The sequence below is a fragment of the Carbonicoccus niuqiaonis genome (assembly GCF_050157065.1).
Taxonomy (GTDB): domain Bacteria; phylum Actinomycetota; class Actinomycetes; order Propionibacteriales; family Propionibacteriaceae; genus Avipropionibacterium.
The window spans coordinates 1237037-1254612 of sequence record NZ_CP189573.1 but is presented as its reverse complement, the minus strand read 5'-3'; the positions used below and the strand labels follow the sequence as shown (position 1 = coordinate 1254612).

Annotated in this window: 16 protein-coding genes and 1 other RNA gene; 9 read left to right on the top strand and 8 right to left on the bottom strand. The window is 69.9% G+C overall.

What is annotated here, in order from left to right; genetic code table 11:
- The first annotated feature begins 92 nt into the window (after window positions 1-92).
- The 3 genes from ACQBAU_RS05745 (at window position 93) to ACQBAU_RS05735 (ending at window position 2491) form a co-directional block, all read left to right on the top strand.
- Window positions 93-635 (top strand): hypothetical protein, encoded by a 543-nt coding sequence (locus tag ACQBAU_RS05745; protein ID WP_465254847.1) that lies wholly within the window; start codon window positions 93-95, stop codon window positions 633-635.
- A gap of 136 nt (window positions 636-771) precedes the next feature.
- Complete coding sequence (locus ACQBAU_RS05740; protein ID WP_465254848.1) at window positions 772-900, top strand: hypothetical protein; 129 nt, start codon at window positions 772-774, stop codon at window positions 898-900.
- 142 nt (window positions 901-1042) lie between these two features.
- A complete protein-coding gene (locus ACQBAU_RS05735; RefSeq protein WP_465254849.1) occupies window positions 1043-2491 on the top strand; it encodes a sulfatase-like hydrolase/transferase in 1449 nt (482 codons plus the stop codon).
- A gap of 7 nt (window positions 2492-2498) precedes the next feature.
- On the opposite strand, the gene ACQBAU_RS05730 is transcribed toward ACQBAU_RS05735, so the two are convergent.
- Window positions 2499-3590 carry a DUF808 domain-containing protein gene (locus tag ACQBAU_RS05730; RefSeq protein ID WP_465254850.1) on the bottom strand — a complete coding sequence of 364 codons (1092 nt, stop codon included), beginning with the start codon at window positions 3588-3590 and terminating at the stop codon, window positions 2499-2501.
- A 49-nt stretch (window positions 3591-3639) separates the two neighbouring features.
- Window positions 3640-6588, bottom strand: a complete 2949-nt coding sequence (locus ACQBAU_RS05725; RefSeq protein WP_465254851.1) for a bifunctional [glutamine synthetase] adenylyltransferase/[glutamine synthetase]-adenylyl-L-tyrosine phosphorylase — start codon at window positions 6586-6588, stop codon at window positions 3640-3642.
- Between the two features lie 32 nt (window positions 6589-6620).
- On the opposite strand from ACQBAU_RS05725, the gene ACQBAU_RS05720 reads away from it, so the two are divergent.
- Complete coding sequence (locus ACQBAU_RS05720; protein WP_465254852.1) at window positions 6621-7406, top strand: sterol carrier family protein; 786 nt, start codon at window positions 6621-6623, stop codon at window positions 7404-7406.
- A 3-nt stretch (window positions 7407-7409) separates the two neighbouring features.
- Here ACQBAU_RS05720 and ACQBAU_RS05715 read toward each other — a convergent pair whose 3' ends face one another.
- Both ACQBAU_RS05715 and ACQBAU_RS05710 read right to left on the bottom strand, forming a co-directional pair.
- Window positions 7410-8747, bottom strand: a complete 1338-nt coding sequence (locus ACQBAU_RS05715; protein WP_465254853.1) for a glutamine synthetase family protein — start codon at window positions 8745-8747, stop codon at window positions 7410-7412.
- Between the two features lie 33 nt (window positions 8748-8780).
- Window positions 8781-8843 carry a hypothetical protein gene (locus ACQBAU_RS05710; RefSeq protein WP_465259496.1) on the bottom strand — a complete coding sequence of 21 codons (63 nt, stop codon included), beginning with the start codon at window positions 8841-8843 and terminating at the stop codon, window positions 8781-8783.
- Between the two features lie 61 nt (window positions 8844-8904).
- On the opposite strand from ACQBAU_RS05710, the gene ACQBAU_RS05705 reads away from it, so the two are divergent.
- Both ACQBAU_RS05705 and ACQBAU_RS05700 read left to right on the top strand, forming a co-directional pair.
- Window positions 8905-10659 carry an NAD+ synthase gene (locus ACQBAU_RS05705; RefSeq protein WP_465254854.1) on the top strand — a complete coding sequence of 585 codons (1755 nt, stop codon included), beginning with the start codon at window positions 8905-8907 and terminating at the stop codon, window positions 10657-10659.
- On the top strand, window positions 10656-11603 hold the full coding sequence (locus ACQBAU_RS05700; RefSeq protein WP_434549317.1) for a DUF2510 domain-containing protein: 948 nt from the start codon (window positions 10656-10658) through the stop codon (window positions 11601-11603). The genes ACQBAU_RS05705 and ACQBAU_RS05700 overlap by 4 nt, the downstream gene beginning before the upstream one ends.
- Window positions 11604-11613: 10 nt before the next feature.
- Here the strand turns inward: ACQBAU_RS05700 and ACQBAU_RS05695 are convergent, their stop codons facing one another.
- Both ACQBAU_RS05695 and ACQBAU_RS05690 read right to left on the bottom strand, forming a co-directional pair.
- A complete protein-coding gene (locus ACQBAU_RS05695) occupies window positions 11614-13134 on the bottom strand; it encodes an ADP-ribosylglycohydrolase family protein (RefSeq protein WP_465254855.1) in 1521 nt (506 codons plus the stop codon).
- Window positions 13135-13216: 82 nt separating this feature from the next.
- Entirely contained in the window at window positions 13217-13414 is a 198-nt protein-coding gene (locus tag ACQBAU_RS05690) for a hypothetical protein (protein WP_434549315.1), read from the bottom strand.
- Window positions 13415-13511: 97 nt separating this feature from the next.
- On the opposite strand from ACQBAU_RS05690, the gene map reads away from it, so the two are divergent.
- Together map and ACQBAU_RS05680 are read left to right on the top strand one after the other, a co-directional pair.
- Entirely contained in the window at window positions 13512-14387 is an 876-nt protein-coding gene (gene map, locus ACQBAU_RS05685) for a type I methionyl aminopeptidase (RefSeq protein WP_465254856.1), read from the top strand.
- A complete protein-coding gene (locus tag ACQBAU_RS05680) occupies window positions 14387-14863 on the top strand; it encodes a nucleoside deaminase (RefSeq protein WP_465254857.1) in 477 nt (158 codons plus the stop codon). Before map ends, ACQBAU_RS05680 begins: the two co-directional genes overlap by 1 nt.
- 27 nt (window positions 14864-14890) lie before the next feature.
- Here the strand turns inward: ACQBAU_RS05680 and ACQBAU_RS05675 are convergent, their stop codons facing one another.
- Window positions 14891-15517: a methyltransferase family protein gene (locus ACQBAU_RS05675; protein ID WP_434549312.1), complete on the bottom strand. Its 627-nt coding sequence runs from the start codon at window positions 15515-15517 to the stop codon at window positions 14891-14893.
- An 84-nt stretch (window positions 15518-15601) separates the two neighbouring features.
- Between ACQBAU_RS05675 and rnpB the strand changes: the two genes are divergently transcribed.
- Window positions 15602-15957: RNase P RNA component class A (rnpB, locus tag ACQBAU_RS05670), an RNA gene on the top strand.
- A gap of 75 nt (window positions 15958-16032) precedes the next feature.
- Here rnpB and ACQBAU_RS05665 read toward each other — a convergent pair.
- Entirely contained in the window at window positions 16033-17496 is a 1464-nt protein-coding gene (locus tag ACQBAU_RS05665) for an RNB domain-containing ribonuclease (RefSeq protein ID WP_465254858.1), read from the bottom strand.
- Window positions 17497-17576: the final 80 nt, after the last annotated feature.

Below are 17576 nucleotides of genomic sequence, written 5' to 3'. Positions count from 1 at the left end.
ACCCCCTGAGCGCTCTCCCACTCATCTCCCGCCCCAACCTCGTCCCCGCACCGGTGGTTACAGATTACGTCCACTATGGGACATCATCTGTTGTGGCTCGGCCGGAGTTCCTCACCATCGAGGAGACAGCGAACACCCTGGGGGTGTCGACTAGACATGCCCGACGGCTGGCCGACTCCGGCGCCGTCACTCGGGTTGCTCGCGGCCTGATCGACCGCCCCTCGGTCGACCGCTATCGCCAGTCGCAACGCCAAGGCCGCACCCGCGCATGGGCCGAACACACCGCCTGGGGAGCCGTAGCCCTGCTCGCCGGTCAGACCCCAGACTGGCTGGGAACCACCCAAGCCTCCCGGTTGCGACAGAACCTGCGTAAGATCGCCGCCTCCAAAGGGATCGGCGACCTGCTGACCCGGATGCGGGACCGCGCGCAGGCCCACACCTACGTGGCCCACCGCGCCGCACTCCCGCGCCTCCGCGAGGTCGTCGCGACCGCGAACACAAGAGTGCTCGGCCTCACCGACGCCACCAACGAGACCTTCGACGGCTACCTCGACGCCAACGAGCTCGACGGCCTCGTACGGACCCTTGGCCTGCGCGCCGACCCGGCGCGGCGGGGACTGTCACGCTGCGCGTGACCAGCTTCGACTTCGTCCGCGTCGGCAGGTTGGTCGACACATCCGTCGTCGCAGCGCTTGACCTCGCAACCAACGTCGACGCCCGACTCCGAGGTGTCGGCCGCCGAGAACTGACGAAGTTGCTGGAGGCGTACCGATGAGCATGGAACGCCCCACCATCGAGGTCGCGGCTGCGCCCGGCGGCTGGCCGGCTCCGTGGCCCAGTGTTGCGGAGTTGGCCGAGGCTCTTCCCGATGAGGAGTCGGCCACCGGAGGCACCAACTGAAGGCCTGGTTCGCACGAAAACGGATAACCATTCGGTTTCGACATCAGGTGACGCTCAGGTGAACGCGAGGTGACGGGTAGCCTCGAGCACCTGTATGGCTGACACATCATCATGGAGACGAACCGGCGCGCGCGTACGTCGGGTGGCTCTGTGGGCGCTGACCACCTTGGCCCTGACGCTGTTCATGATCGCCTGCTGGATCCGCTACCGGTTCGGTGACGTCGGCTTCCAGGCGATCGTCACGAACCTGCCGATCGGGGGTGGTCGGACCGTCGGCAACAGCAGTCTGGCGGTCGAGGCCGTGCTCGTGTGCGTGGCACTCCCCGTGCTGGTCGTGACCCTCGCCGCCGTCGTGGTCAGGTGGCGCGGACGCCGGGCCGACACTCCACAGCCGGGCCGGCGTGGCCGCAGGCTCAAGGTCATGCTCCCGATCGCCGCGTTCACGACATCGGTGACGGTCCTGCTCTCCGTGGCCGGCATCCCCAACTACGCCACCGCCGTCTGGGGCGGGCACTCGATGGCCCCCTACTACGTCGACCCGGCACCCCAGGCGCCGCAGACCAAGCGCAACCTGATCACGATCTACCTGGAGTCGATGGAGAACACCTTCACCGACGCCGACCTGTTCGGCCGCAACCTGTTGGCACCGCTGGATGCCGCGACCGGCGACTGGGAGCACTACACCGGACTGCAGCAGTACCCCGGTGGTGGCTGGACGATGGCGGGACTCGTCAGCACCCAGTGCGGCATCCCGCTCAAGAGTGAGGTGCTCGTCCCCGGGGTCCACCCGAACGTGTCGGGCCAGGAGGTCCGCGACTACCTGCCAGGCTTGACGTGTCTGGGTGACGTGCTGGCCGACCACGGCTACACCAACACCTGGCTCGGCGGCGCCGACCCGCAGTTCGCCGGCAAGGACACCTTCCTGACAGGTCACGGCTACACCACCGTACGGGGCAAGCAGGACTGGCTCGCGGCGGGCGAGAACCCGAAAGACATGTCGGTGTGGGGTCTGTCGGACGCCCGGCTCATGGCCAATGCCAAGGACATCGTCGACGAACTCCACTCCGCCGAGCAGCCGTTCCACCTGTCGATCCTGACCCTCGACACCCATGAACCGGCAGGTGTGTTCCCGGGTTGTCGGACCGCCGACGCCGAGCCGATGGCCACCGCGATCAGTTGTTCGATGGCTGCGGTCGCCAACTTCCTCGGTCACCTGTCACAGCAGGGCTACCTCGACGACACCGTCGTGGTGCTGATGGGTGACCACCTCAAGGGCACCAGCGGCGCGAGCGCCTTCAAGGCCGAGATGGCCGCGGCCGACAACCGGACCCTGCTGCTGCGGGTGTGGAGCCCCGACCAGATCCGGTTCAACCGCCGCAGCCATGCCGACCAGTTCAGCATGCTGGCGACCTCACTCGAGCTGTTGGGCTTCCGGCTGCCGCAGGGCCGCGCCGGCCTCGGCGTCTCACTCATCGGTCAACACGACCTCACCGGCAGCGCGGTGGCCCTGCCTGCCAAGGAGTACCAGCGCCTCGTCGCGGCACCGTCGACCGAGCTGTACCAGCGCTTCTGGGGCGGCGGCGAAGGCTGACCCGGGCTCAGTCGGCCTTGGTGCCGCCGGTCTGGTCATTCGCCGGCTCGGCACTCTCGTCGGCCTCGCCCTCCGGCTCGGTGCCCTCCGCCTTGCCTTCCGTCTCCGCGGCCCCTGCCTCGCCTTCCGGCTCCACAGCCTCCGTCTCATCGCCGTGGCCGCCCTTGCCGCGCAGCTTGGCGACCAGGTGCATCACCACGACCGCGATCCCACCGATGATCAGGCCGAGGATGGCCGAGCCGATCGTGTTCACCAGCCAGCCGGCGAAACCACCGACCGGGCCCAGGGCCCCGGCGACCAGCACCTCGAGACCGTGCACCAACTCGTACGGTGCATGCCAGCCCAGCTCGTCGAAGCCGACCAGCAGGATGTGGCCACCGACCCAGATCATGGCGGCGATGCCGACGGTCGACAGCACCGACATCACCACCGGCATCGCCTTGACCAGGCCGCGGCCGAAGTTGGCCAGGCCGCCTTCCTTGGTCTCGACCAGGTGCAGCCCGACGTCGTCCATCTTGACGATCAGGGCGACCGCCCCGTACACGACGACGGTGATCAGGATGCCCACGATCAGCAGGATCACGCCCCGCATCCACACCGACTCGACGTCGGCGACCTCGTTGAGCGAGATCACCATGATCTCGGCGGACAGGATGAAGTCGGTGCGGATCGCCCCGGAGACCATCTTCTTCTCGTGTCCCTCACCCTTCGCCGCAGCCGGGGTCTTGGGCGCCTCGTGGTGCGGGTTGACCTTCTCCCAGACCTTTTCGACCCCCTCATAACAGAGGTAGAGGCCGCCCAACATCAGCAACGGGGTCAGGATCCACGGCACGAACTGGCTCAACAGCAGCAGGATCGGCAGGATGATGAGGAGCTTGTTGCGCAGCGACCCGACCGCGATCTTGCGGATCATCGGCAGTTCCCGGTTGGGACGCATGCCCTGCACGTAGCGCGGGGTGACAGCCGCGTCGTCGATGATGACGCCGGCGGCCTTGGTGCTGGCTCGCCCGGCCCCCGCCGCGACGTCGTCGACCGAGGCGGCCGCGATCCTGGCTATCGCCGCCACGTCGTCCAACAGGGCTGCCAAACCACCGCTCATGGGTCTCCTCGCTTCGAATCCGAACAGGAGAAGCCTACGGCCTGTCCGGTCAAGGGGTCGTCGCGTCCTCGTCCCAGAACAGTCTGTTGACCACGTGCAGTGCCCGCCGGGTGATCCGACGATGGTCCGACTCGAGGTGCGAGGCACCCGCCGATCCGTACCCCAACAGTTCGGCGACCGCCGACAACTCGCGGACGTCGGACGGGATGACGTCACTGGCCTTGCCGCGCACCAGCATCGACAGGTCACGGATCCGGCTCGACAGGGTCCACGCCTCGCGCAGCACCTCGGCGTCCTCGGCCTCGATCAGGTCGAGCTCGCGGGCAGCCGCCAGCGCGGTCAACGTGGTGGTGGTGCGCAGCTCGGGATGGGCATGGGCGTGCTGCAGCTGCAACACCTGCACGGTCCACTCCACATCGCTCAGCCCACCCGGACCGAGCTTGAGGTGCCGGTTGCGGTCGGCACCGCGCGGCAACCGTTCCGCCTCCATCCGCGCCTTCAGTCGGCGGATCTCGACGAGTTGATCATCGGTCAGCCCACCTTCGGGCCAGCGGTGCCGGTCGATCTCGGCCATCAGCTCGGCGCCCAGCTCGGCGTCACCGGCCTTCGCGTCCGCCCGGACCAGCGCCTGCAGCTCCCAGGTGCTCGACCACCGTGCGTAGTAGGCGCGGTACGACGACATCGTCCTGATCAACTGCCCGCCCTTGCCCTCGGGCCGCAGGCTGGTGTCGATCTCCACCGGCAGCGGCCCGGCGGCGGTGAGGGCCTGCCGCAGCCTGGTGATCACCGCACCGGCCTGTCGTACGGCGTCGGCGTCACCGTCGTCGCCGAGGACGAACATCGCATCGGCGTCGGAGGCGTACGACATCTCCGCCCCGCCCCAGCGACCGAGACCGATCAACGCCATCGGCGGCCCGTCGTAGTCACGCAACATCACCGACAACGCGGCGTCGATGGTGGCCGTGGTGAGGTCGGTGAGTGTGGGCCCGAGCCGCTCCACGTCGATCAGGCCCAGCACGTCCGCGCCGGCGATCCGCACCATCCCGCGGCGGCGGACACTGCGGATCGCCTGCACCGCCTTCATCGGGTCGTCCTGCCGCTTGGCGGCGTGCAACATCTCCGAGCGCCACTCCGCCAGCGTCCTGGGCTCCTGCGGTTCGGTGACGGTGAGCAGCTGTACGGCTTCGGGCGCGCGCTGCAGCAGCTGCACCACGTACCGACTCGACGCCAACAGCCGGGCCAGCCGTCGTGCGGCCGTCCCCTCGTCCCGCAGGGTCCGCAGGTACCACGGCGTCCGGCCCAACGACTCCGACAACTGCCGGAACGCAAGCAGACCATGATCAGGATTGGGAGCCTCGGCCAACCAACCCAACATCGCCGGCAACAACTGCCGCTGGATCTCGGCCTGCCGGGTGACCCCGGTGGTCAGCGCCTCGACGTGTTGCAGCGCCGCCTTCGGATCGTGGAAACCCAACGCCCGTAGGCGATCCACGGCGGCCTCGGTGGTGAGCCGCAGCGCATCGGTGCGGATCTTCGACACCGCCTGCAGCACCGGGGAGTAGAACAGTTGCTGTTGCAGCCGCTCCACCTGGCTCGAGGTCCGGCGCCACCGCTGCTCCACGGTCGACTTGTCGGCGGCCCGCACCTCGCGGTTGAGCACCCGCAACTCCTGCTCGTCGGTCGGCAACAGGTGGGTGCGTCGCAGTTGGGTGAGTTGGACCCGGTGCTCGAGCACGCGGATGAACCGGTACGCCTCGGCGAGCTGTTTGCCCACGTCCCGCCCGACGTAGCCGTACCGGGTCAACGCCTTCAGCGCAGGCAGCGTCCCGGCCACCCGGATCCGTTCGTCGACCCGGCCGTGCACCAACTGCAGCAGCTGTGCCGGGAACTCGACGTCGCGCAGTCCCCCAGCACCCAGCTTCAGCTCGCGCCCGACCTGACCGGCAGGAATGTGCTCCAGCACCCGGCGCCGCATCGCCCGAGCGTCGTTGACGAAGCCGTCCTGCTCGGCGACCCGCCACACACGTTCACCGATCATGGTGCAGAACTCGCGCGCCAGGGCGAGGTCACCGGTCATCGGGCGGGCCTTCAACATGGCCTGGAACTCCCACGCCTTGGCCCACTGGGAGTAGTAGTTTTCCATACTAGCAAGGGATCTGACCAGCGGACCGGCCTTGCCCTCGGGCCGCAGTGCAGCGTCGAGCTCCCAGATGGTGCCGGCCCGGGTGTGTGCCGAACAGATCCGTGACGTGGCAGCCGCCAGCCGGGTGCCGACCCGGATCGCGGTGTCGGTGCTCACCTCGTCCGACGCCGGCTCGGCCACGAACAGCACGTCCACATCGCTGACATAGTTGAGTTCCTGGCTGCCACACTTGCCGAGCGCGATGATCGCGAGCCGGCACTGTCGGGCGGGCTCACCCACCTCGGCGCGGGCCAGGGCCAGCGCTGCGGCCACCGTCGCGTCGGCCAGGTCGGACAGCTCGGCAGCGATGTCGCCGACGATCTCGGTCGGGTCGGGGTGACTCAGGTCGCGGGCCGCGATCTGCAGCAGCACGCCCCGGTAGGCGAGCCGGAGCTGGTCGGCCGAGCCGATCGCCGTCGGGGTCGGATCGTCCGGATCGGCCCCGACCGCAGTCAGTAGTCGGGCCAACAACACCTCGTACGTCTCACGTTCGGTGTCGTCGGCCAACAGGTCCAGCTGGTCGGGGTGGGACACCAGGTGGCGCCCCAGGGCCTTGCTGCCGCCGAGCACCATCACCAGCCGCTCGGCGAATCCCGGGTCGTCGAGCAGACGTTCGGCCAACCCGTCCATGATGTCGAACAGGCTGCTCAGCGTGGCGACCGTGTGGTCCGGGTCGCCCGCGCGGGCCACGTACGCCAGCACCTGCTCGTACTGTTCGTCGTCGTACGGCCATGACCGCACCAGGTCGGCGGCGCGGGAGGCGTCGGTGAGACCGAGCCTGGCCAGCCGACCCGTACTGCTGAGGTGCCTACTCACAGGGGTCAGGCTAGCCGTGGGATCGTGGTGCCATGCCCCCCGACCGCCGACTCCGCAGCATCGAGGCCATCATCGACACCGCCCACCGGCTGTCGGACTGGCTGGTCGCCGCACCGATCGACCCGGACCACGACTCGGTGCTGCCCAGCTGGTCGCTGTCGACCCTGGTCGCCCACCTCGGTTCGGTGGTCCGCAGCGTCCCGGCTGGGTTGGCCCGGCCCACCAAGGACAAAGCGGTCCCGCTGGTCCGCTACTTCGACCTGTTCAGCCGGGCCGGGGCCGTGGTCGACGACCGGGAGCGTGCCCGGTACGCCGAGCTCGGCTGGCCCGGGGTGCGTGACGACATCACCGTCGCCGCCGACGAGCTGGCCGCGCTGGTCGCCGACACCGACCTGCCCGACCGGGTCGCCGTGCTGGGCGGCCCGCTGCGGACGACCGACCTGGTGGCGCTGCGGCTGGCCGACCTGGTGGTCCACGCCGACGACCTGTCCCGGTCGGTGCCGCAGCAACCGCCGGTCGAGTTGGGCCGGCCCGCGCTGACCATCACCACCAAGTTGTACGCCGACGGGCTCGCCGCGCGTCATCCCGGCCACAGCGTCGAGGTACGGATCCCGCCGTACGCGGCCGTGCAGTGCGGCGTCCCCGGGGAGGGGCCGACCCACACCCGCGGCACCCCGCCGAACGTGATCGAGACCGACTTCACGACCTTCCTGCGGTTGGCCAGCGGCCGGATGGGTTGGGACGAGGCCGTCAGCTCCCACGCCGTGCACGCCAGCGGGGCCCGGGCCGACCTGTCCGGGCTGCTCCCGCTCTGGTGAGGGTCACAGGGACGGCAGGCTGGTCCGCAGCTCGAACGGGGTGACCTGCGCCCGGTACTCGTCGAACTCGGCCCGCTTGTTGCGGAGGAAGAAGTCGTACACGTGGTCGCCGAGGGTGTCGGCGACGAGTTCGGAGTCCTCCATCACCCGGATCGCCTCGTCGAGGTTGCGCGGCAGGGGTTCGATGCCCAACGCCGACCGTTCCCGTTCGGTGAGCGACCACACGTCGTCCTCGGCCTCAGGCGGCAGCTCGTACTCCCCCTCGATGCCGGCCAGCCCGGCCGACAGCATCAGTGCATACGCCAGGTAGGGGTTGCAGGCCGAGTCGATCGACCGCAGCTCGACCCGTGCCGACGCCGACTTCTTCGGCTTGTACAGCGGCACCCGCACCAGGGCCGACCGGTTGTTGCGCCCCCAGCACACGTAGCTCGGTGCCTCGCCACCACCGACGAGCCGCTTGTACGAGTTCACCCACTGGTTGGTGACCGCGGTGATCTCCCTTGCGTGCTTGAGGAGTCCGGCGATGAAGTGCTTGGCCGTGGTCGACAGGTGGTACGGGTCGGAGGCGTCGTAGAACGCGTTGGTGTCGCCCTCGAACAGCGACACGTGGGTGTGCATCCCCGAACCGGGGTACTCGGTGAACGGCTTCGGCATGAACGAGGCGACGGTCCCCAACGACAGCGCCACCTCCTTCACCACGACCCGGAAGGTCATGATGTTGTCGGCCATCGTCAACGCGTCGGCGTACCGCAGGTCGATCTCCTGCTGCCCCGGAGCCCCCTCGTGGTGGGAGAACTCGACCGAGATGCCCATCTGCTCCAGCATCGTGATCGCCTGTCGGCGGAAGTCGCTGCCGGTGCTCTGCGGGGTGTGGTCGAAGTAGCCGGACTGGTCGACCGGGATCGGCACCTCGCCGGGGACCACCGGCGGCTGGAACAGGAAGAACTCGACCTCGGGGTGGGTGTAGAAGGTGAAGCCGAGATCGTTCGCCCGCGTCATGGCGCGCTTCAGCACGTACCGCGGGTCGGCGTAGGCCGGCGACCCGTCCGGCATCAGGATGTCGCAGAACATCCGGCCGGTCGCCGGACTGATGTCGCGCCACGGCAGCACCTGGAAGGTCGACGGATCGGGCTTGGCGACCATGTCGGACTCGTACACCCGGGCGAAGCCCTCGATCGCCGACCCGTCGAAGCCGATCCCCTCGTCGAAGGCACCCTCCAGCTCGGCCGGTGCGATCGCGACCGACTTGAGGGTGCCCAGTACGTCGGTGAACCACATCCGGACGAACCGGACGTCTCGTTCCTCGATGGTCCGGAGCACGAACTCGGTCTGCTTGTTCATGGGGACAGTCTGCCGTGTCGGTCGGCCCGCACGTCAGGTCGGCTCGCGCGCCACGCTCAACAGGTCACCGACCTCGCACTCCAGCACCTCGCAGATCGCGGTGAGGGTGGAGCAGCGGCTCGCGCGGGCAACCCTGACGACGGTTACGCTCGTACCCGTGCCTCACCTGCGAATCGCCCTGGCCCAGACCAACCCCACCGTCGGGGCCATCGACGCCAACGCCGACGCCCTGCTCGCCTGGTGCCGCCGCGCCCACGACGCCGGCGCCCAACTGGTGCTGCTGCCCGAGATGGCGCTGGTCGGCTACCCGGTGGAGGACCTCGCCCTGCGACAGGCCTTCGTCCAGCGCTCGGCCGAGGTCGGGCTCGGGTTCGCCGAACGCCTCGCCGAGGCCGGGCTGGGTGAGCTGGTGGTGGTGCTCGGCTTCCTCGACACGACCGACCAGGCGCACGCCCCGGGCCGCCGCACCCCGGCCCCGCAGAACAAGGCCGCGATCCTGCACCGGGGACAGGTCGTCACCACGTACGCGAAGCACCACCTCCCCAACTACGGCGTCTTCGACGAGTCGCGCTACTTCCACCCCGGCACCACCGTGCCGGTGCTCACGATCGGCGGGATCGACGTGGCGGTGGCGATCTGTGAGGACCTGTGGGTCGACGGTGACGGTCCGGTGGCCGCCGCCCGACGAGCCGGCGCCGGCCTGCTCGCGGTGATCAACGCCTCCCCGTACGAGGCGGCCAAGGATGACGTCCGGGGTGAACTGGTGACCCGCCGGGCCAAGGAGGCCGGTTGCGCGGTCGCGTACGTGAACCTGGTCGGCGGGCAGGACGAACTGGTCTTCGACGGCGATTCCATGATCAGCTCCGCCGACGGTGAGCTGGTCGCCCGGGCACCGCAGTTCGTCGAGGACCTGCTCGTCGCCGACCTGGAGCTGCCGGCCGCGACCGGCGGGCCCACCGACGAGGCACCGGGCCCCGACGGCATGATGATCATCCGCCACCAGGTGAGTGGGCCGTACGAACCGCCGACCGAGCCGGTCGTCGCCCCGCAGTTCGAGAAGCTGCCCGACCTGGCCGAGGTCTGGTGGGCGCTGAAGCTCGGGCTGGCCGACTACTGCGGCAAGAACGGCATCACCGACGTGTGGCTCGGGCTGTCGGGCGGCATCGACTCCACCCTCGTCGCCGCCCTCGCCTGTGATGCCCTCGGCGCGGAGCACGTGCACGGGATCTCCAACCCCAGCGTGCATTCCTCGGAGCACTCCCGGACCGACGCCCAGCAGTTGGCCGCCAACACCGGCCTCGATTTCTCGACCGTGCCGATCGCCACGATGGTCGACGCGTTCTCGTCGGTGCTCACCTTGGACGGGGTCGCCGCGGAGAACCTGCAGGCCCGGGTCCGCGGTGTGGTGTGGATGGCCCAGTCCAACCAGCACGGCCCGTCGATCGTGCTGGCGTGCAGCAACAAGTCGGAGCTGTCGGTCGGCTACTCCACCATGTACGGCGACGCGGTCGGCGGGTTCGCGCCGATCAAGGACGTCTACAAGACCCAGGTGTGGGAGCTCGCCCGCTGGCGCAATGCCGAGGCCGTACGGCTCGGTGAGGTGCCGCCGATCCCGGAGAACACGATCACCAAGGCGCCCAGCGCGGAGCTGCGGCCGGGTCAGGTCGACAGCGATTCACTACCGGCGTACGACCTGCTCGATCCGATCCTCGACCACTACGTGGAGTCCGACCTGAGCCTGTCCGAGATCGTCGCCGAGGGGTACGACGAGGAGCTGGTCGCCCGGATCGCCCGGATGGTCGACGCGGCGGAGTACAAGCGGCGGCAGTTCCCGCCGGGCACCAAGATCAGCTTCAAGGCGTTCGGCCGGGACCGCCGGCTGCCGATCACCAACGGCTGGCGCGGCGCGTGAGTGAGCCCGGCTGGTACCCCGACCCCGGCGGCAAGCGCGACACGCTGCGCTACTGGGACGGCCGATCTTGGTCGAGCAGTACGCGAGGGGCCGGCTCCGCCGGCGGTGCCGGGGACGACGATGACCGGAACGGCAGTGGCGTCGCCAGGTCACTGCCGTGGGTGCTGATCGGCATCGCCTGCCTGGTGGTCGTCGCGGTCGTGGTCGGGGTGTTCCTGATCCCCCGCGGGCCGCGCGAGATCACGAACAACCCGCCACCGGGCAACACCACCGTCACGCCCTGGAACGACGGCTCCCCCACGCCGACCCCCACGCCCACGCCGACCCCGACACCAACACCCACGCCGAGTGCGTCACCGTCGCCGAGCGAGTCCGAGCAGTCCAGCGCACCGCCGATCCCGCCCGGGGTGTGCCCGCAGGCCGAGCGTGGTGACGCCCAGTACCAGCACCCCCAGGACGGACGGATCCACGGCGGCGGCCTGTCGTTCGCGCCGGCCCCGGAACCGTGGCGGGCCAACCCGTCACTGACCGGTGCCGTGATGTTCTTCGCCCACGACGTCAACGGGCAGACCATGTCGGTGACGACGCGCTGGTTCTCCCAGCTCACCGTGGGGGCGCTCAGCACCGCCGAGGGTTTCACCGACACGAAGGCCTCAGCCGACTCGATCGTCTCCTGCATCTCGACGTCCAGTTTCATGCCCGGGTTCAGCGGCCGCAAGGACCTGCACTCCAAGGCGATCACCGTCGACGGCCGGCCGGCATGGACGATCCGGTCCGAGGTCAGGGTCGACGGCCACGACGTCGAGGGCAGTGTGTTCGACGTCGTGGTGGTCGACCTGGGCCATCCCGAGGCTCTCGGGTTCTTCGTCGCCGAGACCACCATCGGTGATCAGCAGCAGTTCGCGACGCGCGATCAGGTGATGAGCACCCTGGCGGTCGACTGACCTCGCCCGGTCATCCCAGACTGCGCACCGCCGCGGCGAGATCCGGCTGCGGGTTGGCCTTCGGCAGCGCGGCCACCACGTCGGTGATCGCGGTCTCGACGTCGGTCCCGAGCAGGACCCCGTACCGGGCGGCCACCGTGGGCGTACGACTCTGCGCGGCCACGCAGTGCAGCAACACGACGTGACCTTCGTCCCGCAGGGTCTGCACGGCCCGGGCGGCCTCGTCGATCGCGTACGCGAGGTTGGGGTTGTCGGCACGGCCGGAGTCGATGATCCGGAACTCGGCGTGGACGACCTCGCCCGGCACCTGATGGACACCCAACCGGGCCAGCGACACGACCGCGGTGACGTCGGCCGGCAGCTCGTCGAGGGCTGCCGCTCCGGACAGCCGCACGCCCGGGTCGTGGGGGTGCACCGCGTACGAGGTGAACCCGGGCCACGAGCTGTAGTCGAGCCGGTCCGTGGTCGGCCAGCCCTGCCGGTCGGGACGGCCACCTGCGATCGTGAGCACGGCGAGGTCGGCGAGGCTCTTCGCCGTACCCCGGGGCCAGCCGTGCAGGAGGCGACGCCACCGCCACGGGACGGCCGAGAAGCCCCAGCGTGCCCCGAGCAACGCACCGGCGATGCTGGCCACGGTGTCGGTGTCGTCCCCGATGCCGATGGCGGTCTCCAACGCCGCCACGAAGTGCCCGCACGCGAACGACCCGCTGGCCGGGTCGTCCTCCGGTACGGGAGTGTGCACGATGGCCGACCACGCGGCCTGGAACGCCGCGACGACGTACCCGTTGCTGTTGAACGTGGCCGGCGGCCGGGTCTCGGCCTCGGCGATGATCGCGCGCCAGCGATCATGGGACGCCGCGGGCAGGTGCTCCACCAGCTGCGACATGTCGGGGAACTCGCCGGTGACGATCGTCTGCCCGATCGCCAGGCACCACAGGGCACTCGCCTCCCCACCGACCGGATCGTGGTGGGTGAGGGCCGCGACCGCCATCGCGGCCTCGACGATGGCCGCCGAGTCGCCGAGGTGGGCCAGCGCGACCGGCGAGGTCCGCATCAACGTGCCGTTGCCGGCCGAGCGCCCGGACGCGTGGTGGGCACGTGCCGCGGCGGCCCGCATGGCTTCCGCACTCGGCTGCCGCCCGGCGGCGCCGAGCACCTGCCGGGTGAGGATCCCGACGTCGGGCGGGTGGCTGGCGTACCAGTCGGCGAAGAGTCCGGCGACGGCATCCAACGCGGACTCGTGGCGGAGGTCGGCGCCGGTGCCGGCGACCTCGGCGATCGCGTACGTCTGGGCCGTGTCGTCGGTCCACTCCCCCGGCGCGAACCCGCCCAGCCCGCCGCCGATCATCGCCGGGGCACCGTCGAGTCGGGCGGAGCCGAACTCGTAGCCCGCGCCGAGGGCGTCGCCGGTGGCAGCACCGACCAGCGCCCCGATGGCCCGGTCGGTCTGGGCGGCGTCGAGCTGCGGCCGCCGTACGCGCCGCCCCGCCGACCCCGCCGACCCCGCTGAGTGTTGCTGCTCTGCCACCATCGTTCCTCCTCGTTCGCCCCGTGTGGAAAGGCTTGTGTGACAAGGATCCCAGTCGGGTCCGACAGTTTCGGGCGGAACGGGTTCAGGCCCGGTCGTCGTCCTCGTCGTCGTTCCAGTTGGGGTCCTCGTCCCACTCCTCGTTGCGTTCGGCGGCGGTGGTCAGCGCGGCCTCGGCGGACTGGCGGTCCGGGTAGGGGCCGAGCCGGTCACTGGCCGGGCAGCCCTCGTACGGCTCGACGGTGCGGTGCTTGAGGCAGTAGTAGAAGTCACCCTGCGGCATGAGTTGGCCCTCCCGTTCTCGATCACGTCTCTGTCAGGACCAACCTAGCCACCACGCTCGGGCGCGGACGGGCGGACGGGTTCCGTACGATGGGGCGGTGACTCCTGTACGACCTGCCACGATCACCCCGCGACGACCGGTGCCGGCGAGCATCCCGCGCCCCGAGTACGTCGACAAGTCGCGCCCGAAGCCGTACCACGGCAGCCACGTGCAGTCGGCCGAGACCATCGAGAAGATGCGCGCCGCCGGCCGGCTGTCGGCCGACACCATCCAGGAGGTGGGTCGCCACATCAGGCCGGGGGTGACCACCGACGAACTGGACGCGATCGCGCACGAGTACATCTGCGACCACGGGGCCTACCCGTCGACGGTCGGCTACCGCGGGTTCCCGAAGGCGGTGTGCACCTCGATCAACGAGGTGATCTGCCACGGCATCCCCGACACCCGCCCGATGGAGGACGGCGAACTGGTCAAGGTCGACATCACCGTCTTCCTCGACGGGGTGCACGGCGACTCCTGCTACACCTTCTTCTGCGGTGACGTCGCCACCGAGGCGCGGTTGCTCACCCAGCGCACCCAGGAGGCCATGCTCCGTGGCATCAAGGCGATCCGGCCGGGGCGTCAGGTGAACGTGATCGGCCGGGTGATCGAGAGCTACGCGAAGCGGTTCGGGTACGGAGTCGTCACCGACTACACCGGGCACGGAGTGCACACCTCCTTCCACTCCGGACTGGTGATCCCGCACTACGACGAGCCGCGGTTCGACACGGTGATGGAGGCCGGGATGACGTTCACCGTCGAGCCCATGATCACCTTGGGCGGGATCGACTGGGAGCAGTGGGACGACGGCTGGACCGTGGTCACCCAGGACCGTTCGATGGTCGCCCAGTTCGAGAACACGATCGTCGTCACGCCAACCGGAGCAGAGATCCTGACGGTTCCGTCCACCCCACCTCCGCCGATCACCGTGTGATGATCAGCTCGACCGACCGGGTCCACTTGGAGCGCTGCCTCTCGCTGGCCGAGGAGGCGTTGGCCGCCGGCGACGAACCGTTCGGATCAGTGCTGGTGGCGGCCGACGGCAGCGAGCTGTACGCCGACCACAACCACGTCAGCGGTGGAGACGGGACCCAGCACCCGGAGTTCGCGATCGCCCGGTGGGCCGCCACACACCTGTCCCCCGCCGAACGGGCCGCTGCCACCGTCTACACCTCCGGCGAGCACTGCCCGATGTGCGCTGCCGCCCACGCCTGGGTGGGACTGGGCCGCATCGTCTTCGCGACGAGTTCGGCGCAGTTGGTCGCCTGGCTCACCGACTGGGGTGTCGACCCGGCTCCGGTCGCAGCGCTACCGATCCGTACGGTCGCACCGGACGTGCCGGTCGACGGGCCGGTTCTGGAGTTGGCCGACCGCGTCCGGGAGCTGCACCGCCGCCGTCATGCCGGCTGACGTGGGCCGTGCTCGCCCGACCGCGCCTCATTCGAGTAGCCAGCGCGGCACTCGGGCGCTGTACTCCTCGTACGCCTTGCCGAACCGGTCGCGCAGCGCCTCCTCCTCGAACGGCACCTGGACCTGGTCCATCACCAGCAGGAAGGCGCCGACCGGGGCCAGTGACCGGACCGAACCGAGCCACACCGCGTGGGCGACCAGCAGCCCGATCCAGCCCAGGTAGATCGGGTTGCGGGTGAGCAGGAACGGGCCACCGGCGACCAGGGCCCGGGAGTCCTCGGGCGCGTGCGGGTCAAGCGTCGTGCCGGCGCCGGTCACAGTCCGCACTCCGGTCACGATCAGCACGGCCGACAGTGCGGCGATCACCGACGCCAGCAGTCGAGGCAGGATGCGCCGGCGACGACCGGGCGGCGCCTCGGTGATCAAGAAGTCATCCGCCGCCGTGGTCTCCTGATCGTCGGATGCCTTGTCCTGCCCGGTTCCCGGCTCGGTGACGCCCGTCTCGACCGGAGCCTCGCTGCGGTCGTGGCGCTTCGTACGACGGCTCGCAATGAGCCGCTGTGCCAACGCCGCAAGGACGAACAGCACCGGGGACGCCGGGATCGGGATCCGCGGCGTGGTCGTACCGGGCCTGCTGCTCTGTGCTGATGTCATCGTGATCATGTCTCCTTCACGTCGGGACACATCATCGCACCACGGCGGCATGGTCCGGTGATCGGCGCTACCATGGTCGACGGACGAGTCGGCCGGGCGATCGCGGTGGGCAACCACTGAGGAAAGTCCGGACTCCACAGGGCAGGGTGGTGGGTAACGCCCACCCGGGGTGACCCGCGGGACAGTGCCACAGAGAACAGACCGCCCCCGTCCGCGGGGGTAAGGGTGAAACGGTGGTGCAAGAGACCACCAGCACCTCAGGTGACTGAGGTGGCTCGGCAAACCCCACCCGGAGCAAGACCAGACGAAGGCGTTCGAGGGCGGCCCGCCCGAGTCTTCGGGTAGGTCGCACCAGGCCACCGGCAACGGTGGTCGCAGATGGATGGTCGCCAGACGCCCACGGGCGCGAACAGAATCCGGCTTAGTGGCCGGCTCGTCCCTTCAAAAGTGCGCGGATCCGCCCCCAGTGGAGCGAACGCCGACAATGGGGGCAGATCTGCTCACTGGCGGCGGATTCACGAGGCCAACAACTCGAACTCGACCCGACGCTCGGCCGGATCGGCCCGGCTGAGCCTGACCCGCACCTCTTGGCCCAGCGGCAGGTCGGTGCCGAACACGTTCGCCTCCACGGCCTGGTCACCGACGACCACCCGCCCACGCTGCCGACCGTCCGTGCCGTCCTTGCCGTCCTTGCCCTTCTTGTCGTCCACGTCGACGATCACGCCGTCGAACACGTCGCCGACCCGACCGGAGAGCCGGTGGGCCTCGACCAGGTCGATGATCGCCCGCTCGTACGACTTCGCCCGCCGGTCGGAGGCCGACATCAGGTCCGGCAACGTGTCGAGGCTGGACGTGACCCACTCCGGCACCGGCTCCCCCGCGCACAGGGCGGCACAGACCTCGAGGGCCCAGCGGTCCACCAGCCGGCGCAGCGGTGCGGTGCAGTGGGCGTACGGCGTCGCCAAAGCTGCGTGCTCGGTGTTCTTGGGCGCCTCCCCCGAGAACGCGGTGTACCCGGCGCCCCGGAACAACGTGGTGCACGCGTTCAGCATCGCCGCGTGCGACGGCTCGCCCGGGTCGAGGCTCCGGACGAAGTCGGGGTACTCGACGGCGGCGCCCCACTCGATCCGCAACGCCCGCGCCGTCTGCCGCAGCCGCCGCAGCGACCGCTGCTCCGCCGGCGGCAGGGTCCGCAGGATCCCAATCCCCCCGTCGAGCATCAACCCCGCGGCCGCGATGCCGGTCAGCAACGAGATCTGGGCGTTCCAGCCCTCGACCGGCATCACGTCACGAAACACCAGCTCCCAGCTGCCGTTGCCGGTCTCGATCTCCTGCTCCGGGATCGGCAGGCTCACCCCGCCCCGGTCCCGCTCGACGGCTTCGCGGAGTTGGCCCACCTCGGCCAACAGCTGCAGCGACGGCGACGCCGTACCCCCGTCCAGTTGCTGTTGTACCTCTTCGTACGTGTGCTGGGCGGTGCTGCGGACCAGTGACCGCTGCACCCGGGCGTCACGGAACTGCCCGTCGGGGGCCACCACGATCCGCCACAGGAACGCCGGGCACACCTGGTCGGGCAGCAGGCTGGCGGCCGACTCGCTCAGCTCCGGCGGGTGCAGCGGGCTCTTGCGGTCCGGTGCGTACAGCGTCTGCCCGCGCTCGCGTGCCTCGCTGTCGATCGGGTCGCCGGCGGTGACGAACGCCGAGACGTCGGCGATGGCGTACCAGACCACGATGTCGTCGCCCTCGCGTTCCAGGTACATCGCCTGGTCGAGGTCCCGGGCACCCGGTGGGTCGATCGTCACCATCGGCAGGTCGGTCCGATCCTCGGTCGGCAGCCGCGGGTTCTCGACCGCCGTGACCGCCGCCGCCACCACCTCGGGCGGGAACCCGTCGGGCACCTGCATCTCCTGGCGCAGTTCGGCCAGCTCCTGGACCAGGCCGTCGGGTACGGAGCTGAAGTCGAGCTGGCGTGCCGGCATGGGCGGACCTTCCGTCGGTGGTGTCGACCAGTGGGTGTCGGCCCAGCCTAGCGACGGACCCCGGCCACCCCGGGCACCGA